Origin of the sequence: Bradyrhizobium nivariense, from assembly GCF_029846695.2 — a bacterium.
In the GTDB taxonomy this organism is placed as follows: Bacteria; Pseudomonadota; Alphaproteobacteria; order Rhizobiales; family Xanthobacteraceae; genus Bradyrhizobium.
This window is the reverse complement of the sequence record NZ_JARWCR020000040.1, coordinates 1-24,638: the sequence shown is the minus strand read 5'-3', so window position 1 is coordinate 24,638 and position 24,638 is coordinate 1. Positions and strand designations below refer to the sequence as shown.

At 63.3% G+C, this 24,638-nt stretch carries 25 protein-coding genes; 22 read left to right on the top strand and 3 right to left on the bottom strand.

All coding sequences use genetic code 11. The features are described from left to right. Window positions 1-77: 77 nt before the first annotated feature. Window positions 78-980: a LysR family transcriptional regulator gene (locus tag QCM77_RS27800; protein ID WP_279685711.1), complete on the bottom strand. Its 903-nt coding sequence runs from the start codon at window positions 978-980 to the stop codon at window positions 78-80. Window positions 981-1,122: 142 nt separating this feature from the next. Between QCM77_RS27800 and QCM77_RS27795 the strand changes: the two genes are divergently transcribed. The 13 genes from QCM77_RS27795 to QCM77_RS27735 all read left to right on the top strand — a co-directional run bounded on the left by QCM77_RS27795 (window position 1,123) and on the right by QCM77_RS27735 (window position 13,827). Continuing rightward, complete coding sequence (locus QCM77_RS27795; RefSeq protein WP_279685710.1) at window positions 1,123-1,542, top strand: cupin domain-containing protein; 420 nt, start codon at window positions 1,123-1,125, stop codon at window positions 1,540-1,542. Between the two features lie 81 nt (window positions 1,543-1,623). Then, a complete protein-coding gene (locus QCM77_RS27790) occupies window positions 1,624-2,373 on the top strand; it encodes a cysteine hydrolase family protein (protein WP_279685708.1) in 750 nt (249 codons plus the stop codon). After that, window positions 2,370-3,725: an FAD-binding oxidoreductase gene (locus tag QCM77_RS27785; protein WP_279685707.1), complete on the top strand. Its 1,356-nt coding sequence runs from the start codon at window positions 2,370-2,372 to the stop codon at window positions 3,723-3,725. The genes QCM77_RS27790 and QCM77_RS27785 overlap by 4 nt, the downstream gene beginning before the upstream one ends. A gap of 3 nt (window positions 3,726-3,728) precedes the next feature. Then, a complete protein-coding gene (locus QCM77_RS27780; protein ID WP_279685706.1) occupies window positions 3,729-4,313 on the top strand; it encodes an NAD(P)H-dependent oxidoreductase in 585 nt (194 codons plus the stop codon). A 340-nt stretch (window positions 4,314-4,653) separates the two neighbouring features. Then, entirely contained in the window at window positions 4,654-5,757 is a 1,104-nt protein-coding gene (locus QCM77_RS27775) for a hypothetical protein (protein ID WP_279685705.1), read from the top strand. Window positions 5,758-6,147: 390 nt separating this feature from the next. Next, entirely contained in the window at window positions 6,148-7,140 is a 993-nt protein-coding gene (locus QCM77_RS27770; RefSeq protein WP_279685703.1) for an ABC transporter substrate-binding protein, read from the top strand. A 59-nt stretch (window positions 7,141-7,199) separates the two neighbouring features. After that, entirely contained in the window at window positions 7,200-8,006 is an 807-nt protein-coding gene (locus QCM77_RS27765) for an ABC transporter ATP-binding protein (RefSeq protein WP_462804354.1), read from the top strand. Further along, on the top strand, window positions 8,003-8,803 hold the full coding sequence (locus QCM77_RS27760) for an ABC transporter permease (RefSeq protein ID WP_279685701.1): 801 nt from the start codon (window positions 8,003-8,005) through the stop codon (window positions 8,801-8,803). The genes QCM77_RS27765 and QCM77_RS27760 overlap by 4 nt, the downstream gene beginning before the upstream one ends. Beyond that, window positions 8,800-10,161, top strand: coding sequence for an amidohydrolase family protein (locus QCM77_RS27755; RefSeq protein WP_279685700.1), 1,362 nt, complete (start codon window positions 8,800-8,802; stop codon window positions 10,159-10,161). Before QCM77_RS27760 ends, QCM77_RS27755 begins: the two co-directional genes overlap by 4 nt. Window positions 10,162-10,178: 17 nt before the next feature. After that, window positions 10,179-11,195: an aromatic ring-hydroxylating dioxygenase subunit alpha gene (locus QCM77_RS27750; protein WP_279685699.1), complete on the top strand. Its 1,017-nt coding sequence runs from the start codon at window positions 10,179-10,181 to the stop codon at window positions 11,193-11,195. Window positions 11,196-12,380: 1,185 nt separating this feature from the next. Continuing rightward, window positions 12,381-12,824, top strand: coding sequence for a tol-pal system-associated acyl-CoA thioesterase (ybgC, locus tag QCM77_RS27745; RefSeq protein WP_279685698.1), 444 nt, complete (start codon window positions 12,381-12,383; stop codon window positions 12,822-12,824). Between the two features lie 83 nt (window positions 12,825-12,907). After that, window positions 12,908-13,282 carry a YbgC/FadM family acyl-CoA thioesterase gene (locus tag QCM77_RS27740; protein ID WP_347882396.1) on the top strand — a complete coding sequence of 125 codons (375 nt, stop codon included), beginning with the start codon at window positions 12,908-12,910 and terminating at the stop codon, window positions 13,280-13,282. A gap of 77 nt (window positions 13,283-13,359) precedes the next feature. After that, a complete protein-coding gene (locus tag QCM77_RS27735) occupies window positions 13,360-13,827 on the top strand; it encodes a nuclear transport factor 2 family protein (RefSeq protein WP_279685697.1) in 468 nt (155 codons plus the stop codon). A 120-nt stretch (window positions 13,828-13,947) separates the two neighbouring features. On the opposite strand, the gene QCM77_RS27730 is transcribed toward QCM77_RS27735, so the two are convergent. After that, window positions 13,948-14,667 (bottom strand): type 1 glutamine amidotransferase, encoded by a 720-nt coding sequence (locus tag QCM77_RS27730; protein WP_279666634.1) that lies wholly within the window; start codon window positions 14,665-14,667, stop codon window positions 13,948-13,950. Window positions 14,668-14,690: 23 nt separating this feature from the next. Beyond that, window positions 14,691-15,617: a LysR family transcriptional regulator gene (locus QCM77_RS27725; RefSeq protein ID WP_279666632.1), complete on the bottom strand. Its 927-nt coding sequence runs from the start codon at window positions 15,615-15,617 to the stop codon at window positions 14,691-14,693. Window positions 15,618-15,768: 151 nt separating this feature from the next. Here QCM77_RS27725 and QCM77_RS27720 point away from each other — a divergent pair, with 151 nt between their 5' ends. From QCM77_RS27720 to QCM77_RS27680, 9 genes are read left to right on the top strand one after another with little or no spacing between them, the layout of a single operon-like run. Continuing rightward, window positions 15,769-16,725 (top strand): N-carbamoyl-D-amino-acid hydrolase, encoded by a 957-nt coding sequence (locus tag QCM77_RS27720; protein WP_279666631.1) that lies wholly within the window; start codon window positions 15,769-15,771, stop codon window positions 16,723-16,725. A 35-nt stretch (window positions 16,726-16,760) separates the two neighbouring features. Continuing rightward, window positions 16,761-17,588: an ABC transporter substrate-binding protein gene (locus tag QCM77_RS27715; RefSeq protein ID WP_279666630.1), complete on the top strand. Its 828-nt coding sequence runs from the start codon at window positions 16,761-16,763 to the stop codon at window positions 17,586-17,588. Continuing rightward, on the top strand, window positions 17,585-18,442 hold the full coding sequence (locus QCM77_RS27710) for an amino acid ABC transporter permease (RefSeq protein ID WP_279685696.1): 858 nt from the start codon (window positions 17,585-17,587) through the stop codon (window positions 18,440-18,442). Before QCM77_RS27715 ends, QCM77_RS27710 begins: the two co-directional genes overlap by 4 nt. Next, window positions 18,439-19,203, top strand: a complete 765-nt coding sequence (locus QCM77_RS27705; RefSeq protein ID WP_279685694.1) for an amino acid ABC transporter ATP-binding protein — start codon at window positions 18,439-18,441, stop codon at window positions 19,201-19,203. The genes QCM77_RS27710 and QCM77_RS27705 overlap by 4 nt, the downstream gene beginning before the upstream one ends. A gap of 15 nt (window positions 19,204-19,218) precedes the next feature. Beyond that, window positions 19,219-20,049, top strand: coding sequence for an ABC transporter substrate-binding protein (locus QCM77_RS27700; RefSeq protein ID WP_279685693.1), 831 nt, complete (start codon window positions 19,219-19,221; stop codon window positions 20,047-20,049). Continuing rightward, entirely contained in the window at window positions 20,036-20,920 is an 885-nt protein-coding gene (locus QCM77_RS27695) for a polysaccharide deacetylase family protein (RefSeq protein ID WP_279685692.1), read from the top strand. The genes QCM77_RS27700 and QCM77_RS27695 overlap by 14 nt, the downstream gene beginning before the upstream one ends. An 8-nt stretch (window positions 20,921-20,928) precedes the next feature. Beyond that, window positions 20,929-21,579, top strand: coding sequence for an aspartate/glutamate racemase family protein (locus tag QCM77_RS27690; RefSeq protein WP_279685690.1), 651 nt, complete (start codon window positions 20,929-20,931; stop codon window positions 21,577-21,579). Between the two features lie 43 nt (window positions 21,580-21,622). Further along, the gene (locus tag QCM77_RS27685; RefSeq protein ID WP_279685688.1) at window positions 21,623-23,206 is read left to right on the top strand and encodes an ABC transporter substrate-binding protein; all 1,584 of its coding nucleotides are present in this window, start codon (window positions 21,623-21,625) and stop codon (window positions 23,204-23,206) included. After that, window positions 23,203-24,576 carry an amidohydrolase family protein gene (locus QCM77_RS27680; RefSeq protein ID WP_279685686.1) on the top strand — a complete coding sequence of 458 codons (1,374 nt, stop codon included), beginning with the start codon at window positions 23,203-23,205 and terminating at the stop codon, window positions 24,574-24,576. The genes QCM77_RS27685 and QCM77_RS27680 overlap by 4 nt, the downstream gene beginning before the upstream one ends. The last annotated feature ends 62 nt before the right edge of the window (window positions 24,577-24,638 follow it).

Here is a 24,638-nt window from a genome sequence, read left to right as displayed (position 1 = left end):
TTTCGTCTGTTCTGTTGCCCTTTTGGCAACGCAGCCGCTGCGGATAGCGATGATCAAGCGTCCGTTTTGGCCATGCCTTAGCCGGCAACGTCCCGGATCATCGCCTTCAGCATCTCTGCCAATACGCTTGCGATGGCGCTGGTCCCGCGAATATGGCCGATCAGCATCAAGGCCTGCGCATCTTGGGAGAGCTCCCGAATGGTCACGTGGGCCAGCCGGCCGGCGCGCCGCTCGGACTCGACGTCAAACGGCGTCAGGAAAGTAATGCCGTCGTTCAATATGACGGCGTGCCGCATGATCTCGATCGAGTTCGTCTCGATAGCCGGGTGCAGGTCGATCGCGACGCGGCCGAAAGCCGCATCCAGATAGGGCCGGATCGCGCTGGTGCTGTCGGCGATGACCAGCGGGTAATCGGTGCAATCGCTGAGTCGGATGCTGGTGCGTTTCGCCAGCGGATGATTGGGTGCCATGACCGCGCCGAGCCGACCGACGCCGCGTGCCAGAACCTTCAGATTGCTGTCCTTTCCGAAGTCGAATCCGATGCCGAGGTCCGCTTCACCATTGGCAACGGCGAGCTGGATCTCCGCTCCCGTATTGTACAGCGTCAGGTTGAGCTTGACCCGCGGATTGGCAACTCGAAATTCCTTCACGGTGCTGGGAACAAGGTTCGAGGCGAGGCCGCTCATCATCGCCACTGTGATCTCGCCCCGGCGCAGACCCTTCAACTCCTCGATCTTCACTTGAGTGCGCGTCAACTCCTTCAGCGTCTGGCGGACATGTCCGATAAGAACTTCGCCCGCGGCCGTGAGGATCAGCTTCTTGGGGAGACGCTGGAAGATCGGCGTTCCCAGCTGGGTTTCTAGAGCCAAAATCTGGCGGCTGATCGCGGATGCGGCGACATTCAGGCGGTCCGCGGCCTTGCGGATCGAGCCCGTGCGGGCAACCTCGTCGATATAGTTCAGCAGCCGGCTGTGAAGCATCGTTGCCCCCAATGAGGTTCGCAAGATGGCGGCTCGTTGCCGAAAAGGCAACGGGTCTGTCGAATCTAAGCGCTTTGAGGTGATGTTGGGGCATGCGACATGCATGATGACGACACGCGCACCATCCAGGGGATTTCACCATATGTCGTTCAGCGTTGCCGAACTCACGCGTGCGAAAGCCTTCCGCATCTCGCCGAAGGACACCAACTATTTCGTAGTCCTGTTCGATCAGGTGACGGACCGGATCGGAAACATCTTCGTCATCGAGATCTTCAAGCCCGGCGGAGCAACGCCCCCCAACGAGCATGCCGCCGCACACGAGTTCTTTCACGTGCTGCACGGCGTCGGTATCGCGCGTTGCGACGGCAAATCCTTGCCGATCAAGAAGGGAGACTCGCTCCTGCTGCATCCCGGCTCTGAGCACGTCATCGAGAACACGGGCGCCGGCAAGCTCTACACGCTCACCGTGATGACCCCCAGCGAGGGCTTCTCCGAGTTGATCCGCAGCGGCGAGCCGGTGGAGCTCGACGCCGAAGACATCGGCGTTCTGCAAGGGTCTTGACCGATGGGCGCGCCAGCAGCTGATCCGGCCGTGCAGGACGAGGGCTTGTTGCCGCTCGGATCAAGCGGATTGAACAGCTGGATGGTTTCCGAGAGACACGCAAATCTGGTGCGGAAAGTGGTGCTGCCGCGGCCCATGACGGTGCAGGCCCATGGCAAACTGGTTACGCTTGACCTCGCGCGTACCGCCATCATCATCGTCGACATGCAGAACGACTTTTGCCATCCCAAGGGATGGCTGGCACATATCGGTATTGACGTCACACCGGCGCGTCGCCCGATTGAACCCTTGCGCCGGCTGCTCCCGATCCTGCGCAACTCGTCGGTGCCGATCATCTGGCTCAACTGGGGCAACCGGCCCGACCGGCTCAATCTCAGTCCGTCACTGCTGCACGTGTACAATCCGACGGGCGTCGGCATTGGTCTAGGTGACCCGCTGCCGGGCTCGGGCGCGAAGGTGCTGGAGCGGGGCAGCTGGTCAGCAGCCGTTGTCGATGAGCTTGCCGTCGAGCCGACCGACATCCACGTCGCGAAGTATCGGATGTCGGGTTTTCAGGACACCGAGCTCGACAGCATCCTGCGCAATCTCGGAGTGACCACGTTGATGTTCGCAGGCGTGAACGCCGATCAATGCGTGCTCTGCACGCTGCAGGATGCGAATTTCCGCGGCTATGACTGCATACTCCTGGAGGACTGCGCCGCCACGACCTCGCCCGACTACTGCATGGCCGCGACCGTCTACAATGTTAACCAGTGCTTCGGCTTCGTCGCCAGCTCCGAGGCGATCTCGGTCGAACTCGCACACTTTGCTCCGAGGGAAGACCGATCGTGACAGATCTCGCAGTCGATGCGCTGGACCGACTTGTCGCCGATCTCGGTGACATTCCTGTCGTCACCGAGCAGAAGGTCGTGCGCCGGCGCTCGCGCGACTTCTTCTGGTACAGCCCCATCCTGAATGAGCAGCTCGACGGCAAGTCAGCCGACCTGATCGTGCTGCCGCGTAACGAGGACGACGTCGTTCGGATCGCATCCGTCTGCGCCCACCACCGGGTGCCGCTCACCGTGCGTGGAGGCGGCACCGGCAATTACGGGCAGGCCGTGCCGCTCGAAGGCGGCGTCCTTCTCGACATCTCCGGGCTCGACAGCATCGCGTGGATCAAGCCTGGTGTGGTCCGGGTCGGGGCAGGCGCCAAGATGAATGCGATCGACGCCGCCGCGCAGCCCGAGGGATGGGAGCTGCGGCTGCATCCCTCGACCAAACGCATGGCGACGATCGGCGGCTTTGTCGCGGGCGGATCGGGCGGGATTGGGTCCGTGACCTATGGCGGCTTGCGTGAGCCGGGCAACATCCTCGCGGCGCGAATCGTGACCCTCGAAGAGGAGCCGCGTGTGATCGAATTGCGCGGCGACGCGGCGCAGAAGATCAATCGGGCATATGGCACCACCGGCATCATCACCGCGCTGGAAATGCCGCTCGCTCCTGCCTGGAAGTGGATCGACGTCGTGATCGCCTTCGATGATTTCATGGAGGCTGCGGCGTTCGGCTACGAGGCGACCCTGGCCGACGGGATCGTAAAGAAGGTTCTCGCGCCGATCACCTGGCCGTTGCCTTCCTATTTCGGAGCGCTGAAGCCGCACTGCCCCGAGGGCAAAAGCGTGCTGATGGCGATGATTGCCGAACCGTCACTGGAGAGCTTCAGATCGCTTCTCGGTGGCCGCGGCACGATCACGCTGGAGATGCCGACCGATGAGAGTCCGAGCCGGGTGCCACTTTACGAATATTGCTGGAATCACACCACGCTCCAGGTCCTGAAGAGCGATCGCTCCGTGACCTACCTGCAATGTCTCTACCCACATGATCGTGTGCTGGAAAAGGTCGCCGAGATGCGGGATCTGTTTCCAGATGAAGTCCTCCAGCACATCGAGTTCATTCGCTTCGGCGGCCGGGTCACGTGCAGCGGCCTGCCGGTGATCCGCTACACGGAAGCAGATCGCCTGAACGAGATCATTCGTCTGCACGAGGAGCGCGGCGTCTTCATCGCCAATCCGCACGTCTTCACCATCGAGGATGGCAGCCGCTACAAGCGCGCTGATGCGGATCAACTCGGCTTCAAACATGAGGTCGACCCGCACGGTCTGCTCAATCCCGGTAAGATGCGGAGCTTCGTCAGTGCGAGGCGATGAGCGATGCACGTGCTCTACGTGTATTGCCACCCGCTCGCCGACAGCTTTCACGCCGCGATTCGGAGCGAAGCACTTGCGGGGCTCGCCGAGGCCGGGCACACGGTCGATCTGCTCGATCTCTATGCCGAGGGATTCGATCCCGTCCTGAGCGCGGAGCGCCGCCGCGACTACCATGATCCCGTGCGAAACCGGCGCAACAACGAGGCCCATGCCGCGCGTCTCACGGCGGCGGACGCGCTGATCGTGCAGTTTCCGACCTGGTCATTCGGGCCCCCGGCGATGCTCAAGGGCTGGTTCGACCGCATGTTCGGCCCGGGCATCGCGCTCGACCTGTCCGATGCCGGCTATGCGAGGCCGATGCTGCAGCACATCCAACGCATCGCGGGCATCGCGACCTACGGCCGGCCGCGCTGGCAGGCGATCGGCATGGCCGATCCGCCGCGCAAGATCATCAAGCGGTATTTGCCGTGGTTCACCGGCGGTAAGGCGCGTGTGCGCTATTACGCACTCTATCACATGAACGTCGCGACCGCGAACAAGCGCAGTCGTTTTCTGGCGAAGCTGCGGCGGGACATGGTCCGCTTCTAGCCGCGCCTTGCGAAGCGGCGCCGCGTTACGCGCGAACGCTTCTGCTTCTTCCGGTGTCACCAACGAAAAGATCAACGGGATGCTCGACACTTCCGCCGCGCCGACATTGTCGCGCATCGGCGACTCGTATCGCAGGACGATCGCGCGTCATCCGAAAGGCAACGCATTGCGCGAATCAAAATGCTTCTAGCCTCTGCGTCGCCTGTGCATCTTGAGTCAGGGCGAGGATGCAGCCGTCGGGGAACGGCTCCTTGTAAAGAGCTCGAACTGTAGCCGTGACGACGAAGCCGTCGTTGCGAATGGTTGCGAGCGCCCGCTTTTCAAACCAGGGGAACACTCAATGTTCGATTTTCAACGATTCTTCACTGCCGCGATTTTCGTGCTGATTGCTGTGGCATCAAACAGTGTTGCCCGCGCGGACGATCTCGCGATTAAGTCCGCCCGGAAGACGCCTGATCTTCCGTTCTTCCTCGTGATCGACGATCGCCTGACATACGCGTGGATGCCGAAGGCGACAGACCCTGGTCTCTTCAGCGTTCAGCCGAACGGCGTCATCAACGGGACGACCGCGAAGCAGGTGTACGCATTCACGCATTTCGACGTCTGGACGTACGGCACCAATTTCCTCTCGCTTTCGATGTTCAAGTCGGATCACAACGATCCGGCCAACCCCTGTGTGACGAACGCGTCCGGGGCGATCGTGAGCAGCGTCTCCGGCCTGCCGGCCAGTTGCGCCGGAATGACGGAAATCTACGGTCTGTTTCGGTCGACGTTCGGCTGGAACGACATCTTCAACACCAAGGCGTTTGCGATCGGGCCGCTTCACAACATTTCATTCCAGGTCGGCATGGATGCGAACACGGAAAACAGCTTTCTAGGAAATTCCAAGCGCGCGGTTGTCGCTGGTCTCCAGTTTGCCTTCGACCTGCCGTACAAGGGATACTTCAATGTGGCGCCGCTCGCCTATTGGGAATATTCGAGCCGCAACGCGTTCGCTCAGTGCGGTCTGTTCGGCGCCGGCGTCGCGTATCCCGCGCCTGGTGCAACCTGTCTTGCCGACGGCGAACGAAGCTTCGACGTGACATGGTCCGTGGAGGCCAACTACTACATGGATCTCGGCTTCCTGCCGGAGAACATGCAGTTCTGGTCGATCAGCGGCCGCGCCGCCTGGCAGGGCCCGAAAGGCTACGAGAGAAATCCAGTCGTCAGTACGCCGACCGTCGTGACATTGAACTCGGAACCCATTCGACTGACGTTCGATGCCAGCAAGGCGCTGTGGGGACCGCGATACGCGCACTTCGTCGATCTTTGGGTTGCCTACCGCTATTGGCAGAACAAGTTCGGACTCGATCACAATCGTAGTGCAAGCTGTTTGTTCAGGGGCGCCAGCAACAACAGTTGCACGGAAGAGACGGTCTATGCCGGCGTGACCATGAAGTTCTGACGGCCCCCAGCCGGTGACCACTGGTCACCGGCATTCGGAGCGCATCATCGCTGCGGTCGCCTTGTGCCTCATTGCTGTGGTGGATTGCCCACGAAACCAGCATTTCTGCGAAGGCGACACGGCACGCAGACATTCGGTCCTTCCCCGCCAAGTGCATGTTCGGCGGGCCTAATGGGCTGCGGACTGCAAGGCGGATGCATTCACGAAACTTGTTCGGCCAGCGTAGGACCACCCCGCCTGCACACAAAAGCGGCGTTGCTCGAAAGGCAACGGATTGCTCGAATTAAAATGCTTTGAGGTGACAGTCTGCTTATGCATCCTGAAGCTCGGAAAGTCTCCCAGCAGAGTGTTCGCCGGCCGGCGCCGGTGCGATGCGGAAGGGCACCCAGCATGGCCGTGAAAAGTCTGTCCCGAACGATCGCTGCCGGTCTGTTGGCGAGCGCGGTATTGGCCTCCCTCGCGCCGGCGCGGGCTGCCGATAAGGTCACGTTCCAGACGAACTGGTTCGCGCAGGCCGAGCATGGCGGCTTCTACCAGGCCAAGGCCACCGGCCTGTACGAGAAGGCCGGCCTCGACGTCTCGATCAAGATGGGCGGCCCGCAGGTGAACGGCTCACAACTCCTGCTGGCTGGCGATGCCGATTTCATGATGGGTTACGATATCCAGGTTCTCAAGGGCCGCGAGCAGAACCTGCCGCTTGTGACGGTCGCTTCCTCGTTCCAGTTCGACTTGCAGGGTATCATGGCCCACGACGACGTGACTGATCTCGCAGCGCTCAAGGGCCGGCCGATCCTGATTGCCGGATCGGCGCGAACGACGTTCTGGCCCTGGCTGCGGACCAAATACGGCTATACCGATGACCAGATCCGCCCCTATACTTTCAACCTGCAGCCGTTCTTCGCCGACAAGACCGTCGCTCAGCAGGCCTACCCGTCCTCCGAGCCGTACCAGGCCGAACAGCAGCACGAGAAGGTCAAGTTCTTCCTGCTCGCGGACGGCGGCTACCCACCCTACGGATCCACGATCGTCACCACCGAGAAAATGATCGCCGAAAAACCCGGCGTGGTGGAGCGCTTCGTCAAGGCCTCGGTGGAAGGCTGGTACGACTACATGAAGAATCCGGCGCCCGGAAATGCGTTGATCAAGGAAAGCAACGCCAAGATGACGGACGGACAGCTTGCGTTTGCGCTCGAGCGAATGCGGGAGATGAAGGCGATCGACCGCGGCGACGCGGCAACGCTCGGCGTCGGCATCATCACGGCCGATCGCTACAGGCAGATCTACGATTTCCTGGTTGCCGGCGGCCTGCTCGATCCGAAGGCGGACTGGCAGAAATCGTTCGACGACCGGTTCGTCAAGAACCTGAAGATCGGGCTGAAATAAAGGAGTCCGACATGACGGTGCTGTTGCCCGTTGAGCCGTTCGACGAGGGGGCAAGGCAGATGACGACAGCTGATGGCCGGCCGCCCGCCGTCGAGGTCCTGTCGGCTGAGAAGGTCTTTGCCAACGGCGCGCGCGGTTTGGCGCCGATCGATCTTGCCATTGCCGAGGGCGAATTCCTGACCCTGATCGGTCCGTCCGGTTGCGGCAAGAGCACGTTGCTCAAGCTGATCGCCAATCTCATCGAGCCTTCGGATGGTCGCCTGCTGTGGTGGCGCGGCGATTTCGGCCAGGTGGGACAGGAGGGCAGGCGCCTCGCGTTCGTGTTCCAGGAGCCGACCCTGATGCCCTGGGCCCGGGTGGAGGCCAATGTCCGCTTGCCGCTCGAGTTCGTCAACATGCCGCGGGCGACTGCGGATCCAAAAGTCGCCGATGCCATCGCGCGCGTCGGTCTCTCGGCATTCAACCGGCATTTCCCAAGGCAGTTGTCCGGCGGAATGAAGATGCGTGTCTCCATCGCGCGTGCCCTGGTCACGAATCCCAATCTCCTTTTGATGGACGAGCCGTTCGGCGCGCTCGACGAGTTCACGCGCAACAGGCTCGACGACGATCTCGTCAACCTGTCGTGGGAGCGCAAGCTGACCACGGCGTTTGTGACGCATTCGATCTACGAGGCCGTGTTCCTCTCGACCCGGATCATCGTCATGGCCGCCAACCCCGGTCGAATCTTTCGGATCATGACCATCGATCATCCGCAGCCACGCGATCAGGGATTCCGCGACAGTGCGCAATTTGCAGCCTATTGTCGCGAATTGTCGACCTGGCTTGCCGAGGCATCCCTGCAATCGGTCGGGGGAGGCGATCAGTGAAGCCGCTCTTTGAATCCGAAGTCTTCGTGCGCATCGCAGCCCCCCTTGCGGTCGGGTTCGTGCTGTTCGCCGTTTGGGAGATCGGTTTTCGGCTGGCCGCCGTGCCCGTCTATCTGTTTCCCAAGCCGAGCGACATCTTTACAAGCTTCCTGCAACATGGCCCCTCTCTGCTCCGCGCGCTGCTCGTGACCCTGCGCGTGACCTTGCAGGCGTTCGTGGCCGCCGTCATCCTCGGCACGCTGATCGCCTTCATGTTCGTGCAGAGCCGGGCCATCGAGGTCAGCCTGTTTCCCTATGCGGTGCTGCTGCAGGTGACACCCGTGGTCGCGATCGCACCGCTCATCATCATCCTGGTCAAGAATACCCAAGTGTCGCTGACCATTTGCGCCACGCTGGTGGCGCTGTTTCCGATCATCTCAAACACGACATTGGGACTGCGCAGCGTCGACCCCGGACTTGCGAGCTTCTTTCGGATGAATCGGGCGAGCCGCTTCAAGACGCTGGTCAAGCTGCGCATTCCAGGCGCGCTGCCCTATTTCTTCGGTGGCTTGCGGATCTCGAGCGGTCTCGCGCTGATCGGCGCGGTGGTCGCCGAGTTCGTCGCGGGCACCGGCGGTCGCTCGTCGGGGCTGGCCTACGAAATCCTCGATGCGGGATTCTCCCTCGATATTCCCCGGATGTTTGCCGCGCTGTTCCTGATCACGTTGACCGGAGTCTTGTTGTTTGCGGCCATGGTCGCGCTGTCGCAACTGGTTCTGTCGAATTGGCACGACAGCGAGACCAGGACCGAGACATGACGGCGATGCTGATCGACAATGCCGCAGGCATCTTTACCGGGCTGCCGGGCGCCGCGATGCGCACCTCGGGCCAAATCCGCATCCGTGACGGTGTGATCATCGCAATCGGTGCGCTCGCGCCGGAACCGGGCGAGGAACGGTTGGATGCGCGGGGCGGGGTGGTCTATCCCGGTCTTGTCTCGACGCATCATCATCTGTTCCAGAGCGTCCTGAAGGGCGTGCGCTCCGGGATCGACCTGCCGCTGGCCGGCTGGCTGCGCGCGGTGCCTTATCGGTTCTGGTCGAAATTCGACGAGGAGGCGCTGGCGGTCGCGGCCCGTATCGGGCTCGCGGAGTTGCTGCTGTCGGGAACGACGACGGTTGCCGACCATCACTATCTCTTCAGCGACACCTTCCGGTTCGATCCGGCCCAAGTCATCTTCGACGTTGCGCGAAGCCTCGGTCTTCGCCTGGTGTTTTGCCGAGGCGGCGGCACCACGGCGCGCCACGTCGATACCGACAGGTTTGCAGCGATGCCGGTCGAGACGCTCGATCGCATGTTGCAGTCGGTGGAGGCGTGCGCGCAACGCTTCCACGATCCTTCACCAAACAGCTTGTCGCGGGTTGCGCTGGCGCCGACCACGCCGACCTGGTCGCTCGATCCAGGCGAGTTGCGTGAGGTGATCGCCGCGGCGCGGCGCATGGGGGTGCGGCTGCACAGCCATTTGTCCGAAACTGCTGACTACGTCGATTTCTGCCTGTCGGTCCACGGCAAGCGACCGGTGCATTGGCTCGCCGATCATGACTGGCTCGGCGACGACGTCTGGTTTGCGCATCTGGTGCATCTGGACGAGGAGGAGGTCCGGGTACTTGCGACCACTGGCACCGGCATGGCGCATTGTCCACAGTCGAACTGCCGCCTGGGCTCCGGCGTTGCGCCGGCGGATACGATGGCGCGCCTCGGCGGAGCCGTTTCGCTGGGGGTCGATGGGGCGGCCTCCAATGAAGCGGCCGACATGCTCTGCGAAATGCATAGCGCCTGGCACACCCATCGCGCGGTGAAGGGCGTCGGGGCCGTGACCGCCGAGGATGTCGTCCACTGGGCAACCGCCGGCGGCGCCCGTGTGCTCGGCATGCCCCATGTCGGTACGCTCGTGCCCGGGCAGCAGGCGGACATCGCCATCTTCAATCTCGACGAGCCCCGACATTTCGGCATGCACGACCCCCTGATCGCGCCGGTGACGTGCGGCGGCTCGGCCAGGATCCGCTATCTCTTGATCGGCGGCCGGATCGTCGTCGAGGACGGAGCCATTCCGGGGCTCGATCTGCAAAGACTCAAGACCGATGCCGCGCGCGTCATCACGCGTCTGGCTGCCTAGAATCCGGGAGCAAAGTCATGTTGAGCACGAAGCAGCCCGTGTTGCGCCGTTTCTGGTATGCGCTGATGCCGGTCGATCATCTCAAGGACGGGCCGAAGCCCTTCACCCTGCTCGGCGAGCCGCTTGTCCTCTTCCTCGATGGCAAGGGCGAGCCCGCCGCGCTCGAGGATCGGTGCTGCCACCGCACCGCGAAGCTATCGAAGGGATGGTGCAACAACGGTAACATCGTCTGCGGCTATCACGGCTGGGAATACGATCGCGACGGCAAGCTGGTGATGATCCCGCAATTTCCATTCGAGCAACCGGTGCCGGATGCGAAGGCGCGCTCATTCCGCGCCAAGCCCCGTTACGGCTATGTCTGGGTGGCACTCGATGACCCCTTGAGCGACATCCCCTCGATCCCCGAGGACGACATGCCCGGCTATCGCCGCATCAACCAATTCTACGACAAGTGGAGCACGGCGGCGCTGCGGCTGATGGAAAACTCCTTCGACAATGCCCACTTTGCCTTCGTTCACAAGGGCACTTTCGGCGACATCAACCAGCCGAAGCCTGAGAAGTACGAGATCACCGAGAACGAGACCGGGTTTGATGCCGAGACCATCATCACGGTTCGCAATCCGCCCAATGCCTACAGGATCACCGGGACGAAAGAGCCGATGACCAGGCGCCACCAGCGCAACAAATGGTTCATGCCATTTTGTCGGCGCCTCGATATGGAATATCCGTCGGGCATCCGTCACATCATCTTCAACTGCGCGACGCCGATTTCCGATGGACAGATCCAGGTCGTTCAGCTGCTGTTCCGCAACGACGCCGAGGCCGACTGTTCAACCCAGGAGCTGATCGCCTGGGATGCCGTGATCATCGCCGAAGATCGCGACATGCTGGAATCGACCGATCCCGACGCCGTTGTCGATATGGGCCGCAAGATCGAGATGCATATGCCGTCCGATCGGCCCGGCATGATCATGCGCAAGCGCCTGCTCGACTTGCTTCGGCAGCATGGCGAAGAGGAGCAGCCGCGGCAATAGCCGGTCTCGCCCCGGCCGGCAATGTTGAAGTGACGGTATCGCTGCAATGCCCGAAATCTGCGAACGGCGGACCATCTCAAACGGTTCAGTCTTGTGAGTCACCGCCGGGCTGAAGTCCTTGCTGCCGAACAGAGACAGGAAATAAGGCAGACGGCGATCTACAGCGCCGCACGATGGGCTTTTCGATACGCAGGATTGCCATTGGCGGGACAGGCGTATGTCGGCAGGCGAAGCTCCATTTTCGGCCGTAGCTCGGACGGTGGGTTTAGGACTCGAACCTGCAACGAGGCCGTTATGAGCGGCAGACTATCGATCAGCTTCGTTGATGTTACTGCCTTTTCGTCCCAATACCATCGCGTTCGTTGCGCTTCGGTTGGGGCGTTTCTGGTACGAAACTGGTGCAGTCACGGCGGCGGTGGCGCGCTGCACCAGGTCGGCTTCCAGAGGCGCGTATTCGCCGGCTTTGGTGACCGGGTATCGGTGGTCGCGCCTCCACCTCTGGGGCGCGGCAAGCGATGCATGACCAACCAGGTCTGTTGGAGCATAGCCCATTGGGCAAAGGGCCGCCGCTACCGTTCTACTGAGAACGCCGCAACGAAATCGCAACGAATTGGGTGAAACGACCGTGAACAAAACGGGATGAGAGCACCTGCCACGGCGAGAAAAATCAACAACTTAGAAGATATCCATTGCGTTCGGGACGCGGGGGACTACGCCCGGGCAGATCCGCCTCCCTGACTACGTGGGGGATAGCAGTGCGCGCGGATTATTCAGGACTGCCGGCGGAGGTTAGCGGTTTCTATGTTACCAATGGCGAGTGGCTTATTCAATCAATCGCAAGGATCTGGTGCTGCGAGTCCGGAATTTGAATCTAGCCAGGGGGTCGAACAAGCGGCGGGTTCTGGCAGGCCACGGTGCCGAGCATTCACGCCACCATACTAAGGACAAACAGGGGTTCGTCGTGTCGGTGGTTGCGGATGACTCCCCTCCCTGGGCACCAACGCTTCGCGACACTTTTGTCTGGCTGGCCGCTATTGATCCCCGGCAGTGCATGCCGCATTCACACGGCAGGACGCTGGAGCTTCCGACTGCAGGAGCCAAGCCCAAGAGTTTTGGCGCTTGCTCAGAAAAGTGCCTCTGTGCAAGACAATTGGTTCTCGGAACCGCAATAATTGGAATCGCAATGTGACAGCCTCTCTTGACGGCGAAATTCGCGACGGACGCCATCAGATGCAGGTCCGCGTCTATTTTGAAGATACAGACTCCGGCCAAATTGTTTATCATGCCAATTTTTTGCGCTTCATGGAACGCGGCAGAACGAATTACTTGCGCCTGCTCGGAACCAATCAGCACGCGCTGCTCCAAGAAGCGCGGAACGATGCGCCGGGCTTTACCTTTGTTGTCCGTTCGATGACAATCGATTTTCTAAAGCCGGCGGTCTTGGACGACGTGCTTGACGTCGTCACGCTACCGCAAGAGGTGAGAGGCGCGTCCATTACATTGCTGCAGGAATGCAGGCGCGCAGACGATCTCTTAGTCACGGCGCGTGTACGCGTGGCCTTTATCTCAGGCGGAAAAGCACAGCGCATCCCGAAGGCGCTGCGGCTTGCTATGGAAGACCATAGTTAAACGTGCTCGCCATTCACGCCTTAGCCGTCCAGCGACCCATTGAAAGCAACCCGTTAGGCTTCTGTTGCGACATCGTCAAACCAGTGTTCTCCGGCATCGTCTATCACGCCAATTATCTGCGCTTCATGGAGCGCGGCCGGACCAATCATCTGCGGCTGATGGGTGCCGAGCAGCAGGCATTGTTCGAGCAGGCCGCGACGGAAGACGCAAGCTTCGCCTTCGTGGTGCGCTCGATGCATCTCGACTTTCTGAAGCCCGCGCGGATGGACGACGTGCTCGACGTCGTGACCTGGCCGATCGCGGTGAAGGGCGCCTCCATCATGCTGGGACAGGAGGTGCGGCGGGCTGAGGACGTGCTGGTGAAGGCCGAGGTGCGCGTCGCCTTCATCAGCGGCGGCCGTGCGCAGCCGATCCCGAAATCGATCCGCGCCTTGATGAAGGCTGATCTAATTTCGTGATCGGGCGATAGCGGACGGCCTCTCGACTCCGCCGCATGCGGCGATAGATTGCGCTCCCGCCAACCGATGAGGCCATCATGTCCCGCCCGCCGCTTCCGCCCTTCACCCGTGAGACCGCCGCGCAGAAGGCCCGCATGGCCGAGGACGCCTGGAATTCGCGCGACCCGGTGCGCGTCTCGCTCGCCTACACCGAGGACAGCCGCTGGCGCAATCGCTCCGAGGTTTTTCAAGGCCGCGAGGCCATCGTCGCGTTCCTCACCCGCAAATGGGAGAAGGAGCACGACTACCGCCTGATCAAGGACCTCTGGGCCTTCGACGGCAACCGTATCGCCGTGCGCTTCCAGTACGAATGGCACGATGCCGGCGGCCAGTGGTACCGCTCCTACGGCAACGAGCAGTGGGAGTTCGACGAGCACGGGCTGATGAGGCGGCGCGAGGCCTCGATCAACGACATCGCGATCGCAGAGAAGGATCGGTGGTTTCACTGGGCAGCGCCCGGGCCGCGGCCGGCGGACGTCGCGGGACTGGGAAGCGATCCGTTCTGAGTCGAGGAAGTAATTCTCACCCCTCATGGTGAGAAGCCGCGAAGCGGCGTCTCGAGCCATGGAGGCCCTGCTGTTGCATCCGGGCCTCGATCCTTCGAGACGCGCGCGGGAGCGCGCTCCTCAGGATGAGGGGAAGGATTTTCGCGCCAGAAACCGCGTGATCGCGCCACCGAGCTTCGCGTTGTCCATCGGCTCCGCCAGCGACTCTCTCGCCGTTGCAACGACCGCGTCCGGCGCCTTGCCGTCCCGCAGCTCGCAGCACACTTGCGCAAACTCCACGTCGAACTCCGGATGCGGCTGCACGGTGAGCGTCGCGCCGTTGGCGTAGAGCAGGCCGGCATGCGGCGTGAAGTCGGACGAGAGGATCGTCAGCGCATCGTTCGGCGCTTCGACCACCTGATCCTGATGCGAGCAGGCGATGGCGACCGCTTCGCCGTCAACGACGCCGTTGTCCGGCAGCACCTGATAGACGTGCCGGCCGATGCCCCAGCCCTTCTCCGACTTGCGCACGGTGCCGCCGAGTGCCTGCGCAATCAACTGATGACCGAAGCAGATGCCGACCATCGGTGTCCTGTTGGCGTAGGCCGTGCGCACGAAATCTTCCAGCGGCGCGATCCAGTCGAGCCCGTCATAGACGCCGGCGGCCGCGCCGGTGATCAGCACCGCCTCCAGGTTGCGCGGATCGGGAAGCGCATCGCCGTTCGGGATGCTGACGATATCGACCGTAGCCGCCGGGTCCTCGGCGCAGACCATGCGCTCGAACATGTCCGGGAACGAACCGTGGCGCTCGCGATATTTTTGTGGGACCTGCCCGGTCTCGATGATGGTGATGCGTGCCATGTGCCCTCTGGTAAAGGTTAAGCTCACTCGCTTCCTGCCCCATGTTGCTGGTGTGGCGCTGTGCGCTCCAGCAGCGCACTCTCCTTCCGGACTTCGTTGAGAAACGCCTTGGCCAGGCGCGACAGCGGCTCGGCTTCCGACCATAGCATATAGGCGACGGCGTGCGTCGTCGGCGCGAACGGCCGCACGACGAGGCCGGTCCCGCCGTTCTGCCGCGGCGAGAAGGGATCGACCACCGCGGCGCCCACGCCGGCGGCGGCGAGCACGCAGGCCGTGTTGCAGTAGCGCACCTCGACGGTCGGCTGGAACGGCGCGCCGGCGCGGGCAAAACTGTCGCGCACGGCCTCTCCGAGCCGCGTGCCGCGCTCGAGCCCGATGAAGGGCAGGCCGGACAGGTCCGCGGCCGAGATCACCGGCCTGTCGGCGAGCGGGTGCTGCGGCGGCAGCACGCACACCATCTCGCCGGTGTGAACCACCTCGTGGGCGATGCCGGGATGATGTGTCAGCCCGAGCGCGAAGCCGAGCTCGGCGACGCGGTTGAGCACGCCTTCGATGATGCCCTCATAGCGCCGCACGTCGAAGAACACCCGCGTCTCCGGGCGGCGGCGCAGGAAGCCTGACAGCGCCGAGGGGATGATGCTGTAGGCAAGCGGTGGCGTCGCGACCAGCGCGAGATGCCCGGAGCGGTTCTCGCGCAGATCGCGCACGCGGTTCTCGAGCTTGGCGTGCAGCGCGAAGATCGCCTCGCTCTCCTTGTAGAGCGCCATCGCTTCCGCGGTTGGAAACAGCCGGTTGTTGACGCGTTCGAACAGCGCAAAACCCGCCTGCGCCTCCATCGTCTTCAGCGCATTGCTGACTGCAGGCTGCGACAGCGCCAGTTCGTCGGCCGCCGCAACCGTGGTGCGGTGGCGGATGACGGCGCGGAGGATCTCGAGCTGGCGCAGGTTCATATCACTGCCGATTATACTCTGGGTCAAAACATCATAGCAGAACGAATTGATTTTGCAGCCACGCTTCCGCGTAATGGCAGCGGATTTGCACGTCGCATCAAAGGGTTCATTAGCCCATTGAGGCAGCACTGCGCACAGATTGGAGGCAATCTTGGTTCGTGTCCTTCGCGCCGCCGCCGCACAGATGGGGCCGACGCAAAAAGCCGATACACGCGAGCATACGCTGTCGCGGATGCTTGCGTTGCTGGAGGAGGCGGCCGGCCGCGGCGTCAGCCTCGTGGTGTTTCCGGAGCTTGCCTTCACCACCTTCTTTCCGCGCTGGCTGCTCGAAGGCGAGGCGCTCGACCATTATTTCGAGCGCGGCATGCCGAACCCGCACGTCGCAGCCTTGTTCGACCGTGCGCGCGCGTTGCGCGTCGGCTTCTATGTCGGCTATGCCGAGTTGACGCCGGATGGACGCCGCTACAATTGCGCCATCCTGGTTGACCGCGACGGCGAGCTGCTCGGCCGCTATCGCAAGGTGCACCTGCCGGGCTCGGTCGAGCCGCGACAAGGAGCGCGCTACCAGCAGCTCGAGAAACGTTATTTCGAATATGGCGACCTCGGCTTTCCCGCCTTCCGCGCCGGCTCGGCTTGGGCCCACGCGATCATGGGCATGATGATCTGCAACGATCGCCGCTGGCCGGAATCCTGGCGCGTGCTTGGCCTGCAGGGTGTCGAGCTCGTCTGCATCGGCTACAATTCGGCGGCCTATGATCCCAATGGCGGCAGCACGGAAGATGGCTCCTTGCGCACCTTCCACTCCACGCTGGTGACGCAGGCCAACGCCTACATGAATGCGACCTGGGCGATCTCGGTCGCGAAGGCCGGCGAAGAAGACGGCTCCGGGCTGATCGGCGGCTCCTGCATCGTCGATCCCAATGGCCGCATCGTCGCGCAGGCCGCAACGCTGACTGACGAGGTGATCGTCGCTGACATCGATCTCGACCTCTGCCGCCAGGGCAAGGACAAGATGTTCAACTTCGCCGCCCACCGGCGGCCTGAGCAATACAGGGTGATCACCGAACGCGCCGGCGTGATCGAGCCCGCGGTTCTCGACGCGGACTGACAGGACGTTCCAACAAGGTTGGTAAAGGAACCGATATGACGCGCCTCTCGTATTTCCTCGGCATCGCAGCGTTGACGGCCGTGACGTCCGCGCAGGCGGCCGAGCTTCCGGCGGAGATCAAGCAGGCGGGCACGTTGAAGCTCACCGTCAACTCGACCTACGCGCCGATGGAATATCGCGATCCCGCGACCAACGAGCTCGTCGGGCTCGATATCGATCTCGCGAACGAGCTCGCCAAGCGGCTCGGCGGCCTCAAGATCGTCTGGAGCGAGACGCCGTTCGCCGAATTGATCCCGTCGCTCCAGACCAGGCGCGCCGATTTCATCATCTCCGGCATCTCCGATCGCGCCTCGCGGCGCGAGACCGCGGATTTCGTCGATTATCTCGGGACCGGTCCGCAGTTCTTCGTAACGGCGGAGAGCGAAGCCAAGGCTGCGACCGATCTCTGCGGCAAGAAGGTCGGCACCACCCGCAGCACCAGCTTCCCGGTCGAGATCGAGAAGTGGAGCAAGCAGAATTGCGAGCCGGCCGGCAAGGCGGCGATCCAGTACGTGCCGGGCGAGAACTCGATCGACGTTCGCAACCAGCTCAAGCAGGGCCGCATCGACGCCGCCGTGCAGGGCAGCGAAACCTTGCCTTACGCGCAAACGCAGGAGCCCGGCAAATACCGCGTGATCGGCGAGCCCTTTGCCAAAGGATATCAGGGCATCATGTTCCGCAAGGACGACACTGCGCTTCGTGAGGTCGTGACCGAGAAGCTGACCGCCATGATCGCCGACGGCTCCTACAAGGCTGTCCTCGACAAATGGGGCCTCGGCGCCAACGCGGTCGCCCAGCCCATGCTGAACGCGGCGCCGCAATGAAGCCGGCACCGGCACTCGCGGAGGGTTTTCCCGATCTGTCGGGGATGCGGATCGCGCGCGAGCCGCACTGGTTTCGCTGGCTCAGCGCAGCGCTGATCGTCCTCGTGCTGGCAGCGATCGCGCGCGCGTTTGCGGCTGGCCAGATCGAATGGTCCTATGTCAGCCGCTTCCTGACCGCAAAGGTCATTCTCGAAGGCATCGTCAACACCATGGTGATGGCGGTGCTGGCGATGGCGCTCGGCATTTTGCTGGGCGTCTTCGTCGCGATCATGCGGCTGTCGCCGAACCCGGTGCTGAAGACGGTCGCCGCCGGCTATACCTGGCTGTTCCGCGGCACGCCGCTGATCCTGCAACTGCTGCTGTGGTTCAATCTTGCGCTGGTGTTTCCGACCATCGGCATTCCCGGCCTGTGGAGCGCGCGCGCTGTCGACGTCATGACGCCGTTCCTCGCCGCGCTGCTCGGGCTCGGCATCAACCAGGGCGCCTATACGTCGGAAGTGATGCGCGCCGGCATGCTCTCGGTCGATATCGGGCAATATGAGGCGGCGCAGGCGATCGGCATGGGACGCTTGCGTGCGCTGCGCCGGATCGTCCTGCCGCAGGCGATGCGGGTGGTGATCCCGCCGCTTGGCAACGAGTTCATCGGCATGGTGAAGGCGACCTCGCTCGCCAGCGTCATCCAGTACCCGGAACTGCTGCACAACGCCGAAAACATCTACTACGCTAATTCCCGCGTGATCGAGCTCCTGATCGTCGCAGGGCTCTGGTACCTGCTCGTCGTCTCGGTCCTGACGCCGCTCCAGATGCTGCTCGAACGCCGTTTCGCGCGTGGCACATTGCAGTTTGCGCGATGACAAAACCCCTCGTTGCCATCCGCTCCGTCGCCAAGAATTTTGGCGAGTTCCAGGCTCTCAAGAGCGTCACGCTCGACGTCTGGCCCGGCGAGGTGATGTGCCTGATCGGCGCCTCCGGCTCCGGCAAAACCACGCTGCTCCGCTGCATCAACCAGCTCGCCATGATCGACAGTGGCGGCATCTGGCTCGACGGCGAACTATTGGGCGTGCGCGAGCAGGGCGGGCGGCTGCATCGGCTCAGCGAGCGCGAGATCGGGCGGCAGCGGCTGAAGACCGGGATGGTGTTCCAGCGCTTCAATTTGTTTCCGCACAAGACCGCGCTCGAAAACATCACCGAAGGTCCGCTCCAGGTTCAGGGCCGAAAATCCGGCGAGGTACGCGCTGAGGCGATCGAGCTGCTGCGGCGCGTCGGATTGTCGGCCAAAGCGGACTGGTATCCCGCCCAGCTCTCCGGCGGCCAGCAGCAGCGCGTCGCCATTGCCCGCGCGCTGGCGATGAAACCGATGCTGATGCTGTTCGACGAGCCGACCAGCGCGCTCGATCCCGAGCTCGTCGGCGAGGTCTTGGCGGTCATGAAGGAGCTGGCGCGGAGCGGCATGACCATGATGGTGGTGACGCACGAGCTTGGCTTCGCCCGCGAGGTCGCCGACCGCGTCGTCTATATGGATCAGGGTGCGATCGTCGAGCAAGGGCGCGCATCCGACGTCTTGGGCGCGCCGCGCGAGGAGCGCACCAGGGCATTTCTTTCGGCAGTGATCTGAAATGGGGGCGTATTGATGAAGAGACTTTTGGTTACGGCGGCGCTTTTCGGTGCCATGAGTGTTTCAGCTCTAAGTGTTAAGGCTTGGGCGATCGAGCTGCCCGCGGAGATCGCCAAGCGCGGCAGCATCAAGGTCGCGCTGGTGCCGAACTATCCGCCGATGGAGTTCCGCGATCCCGCCACCAACGCGTTGTCCGGCTTCGACATCGATCTCGGCGAGGCCATCGGCCGCAAGCTCGGCGTCAAGATCGAATGGCAGGAGACCAGCTTTGCCGAGTTCATGCCGTCGATCTCGACCGGGCGGGTGGACGCGATTCTGTCCGGCTTCACGGACTACGCCAGCCGGCACGAGATCGCGTCCTTCGTCGATTATTTGCGCAGCGGTCCGAACTTCTTCGTGCAGCAGTCGCGCGCGGCTGAATTCAAGGACCTGGCCTCGCTCTGCGGCAAGAAGGTCGGCGCCAGCCGCCGCACCAAGTTTCCGGCCGAGATCGCGGCCTGGAGCGAGAAGAACTGCGGTAGCACTCCGATCGTCTTCGTCGGCACCGATGGCTCGGCCGATGCCCGCACCCAGCTCAAGCAAGGCCGTATCGATGCCGCCGTGCAGGGTAACGAGACGCTACCTTACATCATGGATATCGAACCCGGCGCGTATGCACCGGTCGGCACGCCCATCTCGCAGCAGTTCACCGGCATCGCCCTGCCGGTCAACGAAAAGGCACTTCAGCAGGCCATTCTGGAGGCGGTCGACGCGCTGATCGCCGACGGCACCTACAAGACCCTACTCGCCAAATGGAAACTGAGTGACAACGGAATAGAGAAGGCGACCATCAATGCTGGACAGTAAGGCACTCAAGAGCATTCCGCTGGTTCCGGCCAACACTGCGGATCCCGCGCCGGAATACCCTTGGCCGAAGCCGTACAATTCGGCGATGTTCCTGTCGTTCGACGTGGACGCGGAGAGCGCGTGGACCAGCAAGGACGCCGTGCACGCGCAGCGGCTGATCACCATGAGCTATGGCGGCTATGAGGCGCGCGTCGGCACGCCGAAGCTTCTGGAGCTGCTCGACCAGCTCAATCTCAAAGCGACCTTCTTCGTCACGGGATGGTCGGTCGACGCGCATCCGGCGATGGCCGAGTCCATTCTCAAGGCCGGTCATGAGATCGGCCACCACGGCTATTACCATCTGCTGCCCGACCCCGGCGATCCCTGGATCGAGGAGGAGTTGGAGCGCGGTTTTGAGGCGCTCAAGCGCCGGCTTGGCGTCAAGCCGACCGGCTATCGCGCGCCCTATGGCGAGTTCACCGAGGAGCTGCGGGTGGCGCTGGTGCGCCACGGCATCGTCTACACCTCCTCGTTCCGCGACGACGTGCGGCCCTATCGCCACCGTCTCGCCGACGGCAAACCGGGCACGATCGAGCTGCCGGTGACCGCGAGCTATGACGATTGGATGCACGGCCTGTCCGCGCGCTTCAGCCCTCGCTCGATTTTCCCCAAGGAGCACGTGCTGTCCATCTGGAAGGACGAGCTTGACGAGACCAGGGACTGGGGCGCGATGGTAACCACCGTGCTGCATCCGCAATGCAGCGGCCGACCGATGCGGCTGCGTCTGCTGCGCGAGTTCCTGACCTACGCAAAGTCCTGCCCGGACGTCTGGATCACGACCGGTGAGAAGATTGCGGCCAACTTCCTGCGCCACGAGGCCGGCAAAAGTTGAGCCACGCCATGACCCGCATCCTCGTCATCAACCCCAACTCCTCCGCCTCGGTGACGGCGGCCATCGACGAGGCGGTTGCACCGCTGCGCATCGCTGGCGGGCCGGAGATTGAAGTGGTCGGCCTTGCCGAGGGACCGCGGGGTATCAGCTCGCAACGCGATGCCGACAGCGTCGTCATGCCGCTGGTCAACCGCGTCGCGCGCGACGCCGCCGATGCCTTCGTGCTGGCCTGCTTCAGCGATCCCGGCCTGCATGCGGTGCGCGAAGCGGCCGGCGGTCGTCCCGTCATGGGCATCGCCGAATGCGGAATCTTTCGCGCGCTGATGCTCGGCGAGCGTTTTGGCGTCATCGCGCTGTCGCCATCGAGCATCCGCCGCCAGCAGCGCATGGTACGGCTGATGGGTATCGACGGCCGCTATGCCGGAAGCTGGTCGGTCGGCGCGAGCGCGGCGGAGACGGCCGGCGCTGACATCCGGGGACGGTTGATCGACGCCGGCCGCGCGCTGGTCACGCAATGCCGCGCCGATGTCGTGGTGATGGGCTGCGCCGGCATGGCGTCGCATCGCGCGTCGATTGCGGAGGCCATCGGCGTTCCCGTGGTCGAGCCGGCGCAGCAGGCGGTGGCCGCTGCGATCGGTGCCGTCTTGTTGAACATGTGAAGAGACGAATGATGCATTTCGGTCTCGTCAGGAGCTTCCTGTAATGCCCATCTCCCGCCGCTCCCTGTTGAAAGCCGCTGCCGCCGCTCCGGCGCTGTCATTTCCGGGCATCGTACGCGCCGAATCCCAGACCACGCTACGCTTCATTCCTGTGATCGACCTCGCCTTCGTCGATCCCATCTATTCCACGGCACAGGTTTCGCGAAACCATGGCTTCATGGTCTACGACACGCTCTATGGCATGAGTTCTTCGCTCCAGGTTTCGCCGCAGATGCTGTCGGGCCACCTCATTTCCGGTGACGGCCTCCAGTGGGATCTAACGTTGCGCGACGGCCTGTTCTGGCACGATGGCGAGCGCGTGCTTGCGCGGGACTGCGTCGCGAGCATCCGCCGCTGGGCGACGCGTGACGGCTTTGGCGGCGAGCTGATGGAGGCGACCGACGAGCTGTCGACCGTCGACGACCGCACCATCCGCTTCCGCCTCAAGCGTCCGTTTCCGCTATTGCCGCAGGCGCTTGGCAAGGCCGCGATCAACGCCTGCTTCATGATGCCGGAGCGGCTGGCGAGCCAGGATCCGTTCAAGCCGCTGACCGAAGTGATCGGCAGCGGCCCGTTCCGCTATCTCGCCGACGAGCGCGTGCAGGGCGCGCGCAACGCTTATGCCAAGTTCGAGCGCTATCAGCCGCGCACCGACGGCAAGCCGGATTGGACCGCGGGTCCAAAGATCGTCCACTACGACCGGGTGGTCTGGACCACCACGCCCGATGCCGGCACCGGCGTCGCAGCGCTGCAGACCGGCGAACAGGACTGGCAGGAGACCACGCCGCACGATCTGTTGCCGATCATCAAGGCTGCCGGCGACATCGAGACGCGCATCCTCGATCGCCGGGGTTATGCCTGCATGCTGCGCCTCAATCATCTTCAGCCGCCATTCGACAACCCTGCCGTTCGCCGCGCGCTCTTGGGGGCGATTGATCAATCCGCCTTCATGACCGCGGTGGCCGGCATCGATCCGAACTTCCAGATCTCGCCGATTGGCTATTTCGCGCCTGATACGCCGATGGCGAGCGAGGTCGGTCTCGACGTGTTCCGCGGCCCGCGCGACTACGCCAAGGTGAAGGCTGAATTGAAAGCCGCCGGCTACAATGGCGAGAAGATCGTGGTACTCGTCCCCACCAACTCGCTGGCGCAGAAGCCGCTCGGCGAGATCGCCGTCGACAGCCTGCGCAAGGCGGGCATGAACGTCGAATATGCCGGGCTCGATTTCGCCGTGGTGTTGCAGCGTCAGCTCAAGAAGGACCCGATCGGGCAGGGCGGCTGGAGCGCGGCGGTCGGCAACTGGCAGGGCATCGACTGGCTCAATCCGGCCGGCAACACCAACATCCGCGGCGAGGGCAAGGTCGCCGGCTGGTATGCGAGCGAGAAGATGGGCGGCCTGCGCAGCCAGTGGCTGGCGGCCTCCGAGCTCGCCGAGCAGCAGCGCATCTGCCGTGAGATCCAGGCGGTGGCTTTCCAGGAAATCCCCTATATTCCGATCGGCCTGTACAAGCAGCCGACCGCCTATCGCAAAGCTATCACCGGCATTCTCGACGGCACCGCCGTCTTCTGGAACGTACGCCCCGCATGAGCACGATCGCAATCTTCGGCAGCTATGTGCTGTCACGCAAGGACGGCGCGCAGGACGTGTTGCGCGACCATTGGGTCCTGATCGAAGGCAAGAAGATCGCCGCAGTCACGCGCGACAAGCCGCAGGCCGACGAGGTGCATGACCGTCCCGGCCGCTTCGTCCTGCCGGGCCTCCTCAACCTCCACAATCACTGCTTCTCTGAGGCGGTGGCGCGCAGCCACACCGAGGACGGCAACGGCCGTCGCAACAACCAGAGCATCGTCTACACCGTGCTTTTGCCGCTGACCAAGCGCGGCGCTGATCTGCTGTCGGCGGAAGAGCGCATGGCGGTCGCGCGGCTCGGCATCCTCCAGCTCCTGAAGGGCGGCGCCACCACGGTAATGGAGCCGTTCCGCAACTCGATTCCGGAGATGTTCGACGCCGCGGAAGAGATGGGCATCCGCTTCTACGGCGCGCCCTACCTCTTCTCCACCTCCGACGCCAAGGCCGGCCCGGACGGCGTGGTCCACTATGCCGGCGATGATGGCACCGCCGACATGGCGACGTGGGACGCGCTCTATCAGCGCTGGAACAATCGTGGCGACGGTCGCATCGGCCTCGCCATGAGCCCGCATGCCACCGACACCTGCGGGCCTGACCTCTTGAAGGCCTGTGCCGCGCGGGCGCGCGAGCTCGGCGTGCCCATCACGACCCATATGGCGCAGAGCCGCGCCGAGGTCGAGACCATCGGCAAGCGCTATGGCGGCCGCACGCCGGCGCAATATCTGGAGTGGCTGGGCCTGCTGGCGCCCGATCTGATGGCGGCGCACTGCATGTTCAGCAGCGACGACGATCTCAAGCTGATGGCCGCACGCGGCATGACCGTGCTGAATTGCCCGCGCGTGTTCGCGCGCGCCGGCGTCACCGCCGCGTTCAGCCGGTTCGCGGAGCACGGCGTGCGCACCGTGGTCGGCACCGACGGCTACAACATGGACCTGCTCGGTGAGCTCAATGCCGCCTCGTTGATCTCCAAGATCACCTCAGCGCGCGCCGACGTTGCGAACTCGCCCGAGCTGATCGAGGCCAACACGACGGTCGCCGCAGACGTGATCAAGCGGCCTGACCTCGGCCGCATCGAGCCGGGCGCGACCGCTGACCTCACTGTCGTCGATCTCACCCATCCGCATCTTCAACCGCTGTTCGACCCGCGCCGCGCACTGATCGCGCTCGCCAACCGCGCCAACATCGATCAGGTCGTCGTCGACGGCCGCATGCTGGTCGATGCCGGCCGCTATCTTGGCGCCGACGAAGCGGCGATCACGGCGGCGGGGACGGCTGCGATCGGCAAGATCTGGGACCTGCCGGAGGCCCAGGCCGCGTTCAATGGCTGAGGGCGCTTTGGGAGCCACGAAGAAGGTGCACTCCCTCTCCCGCTTGCGGGGGAGGGCAGGGG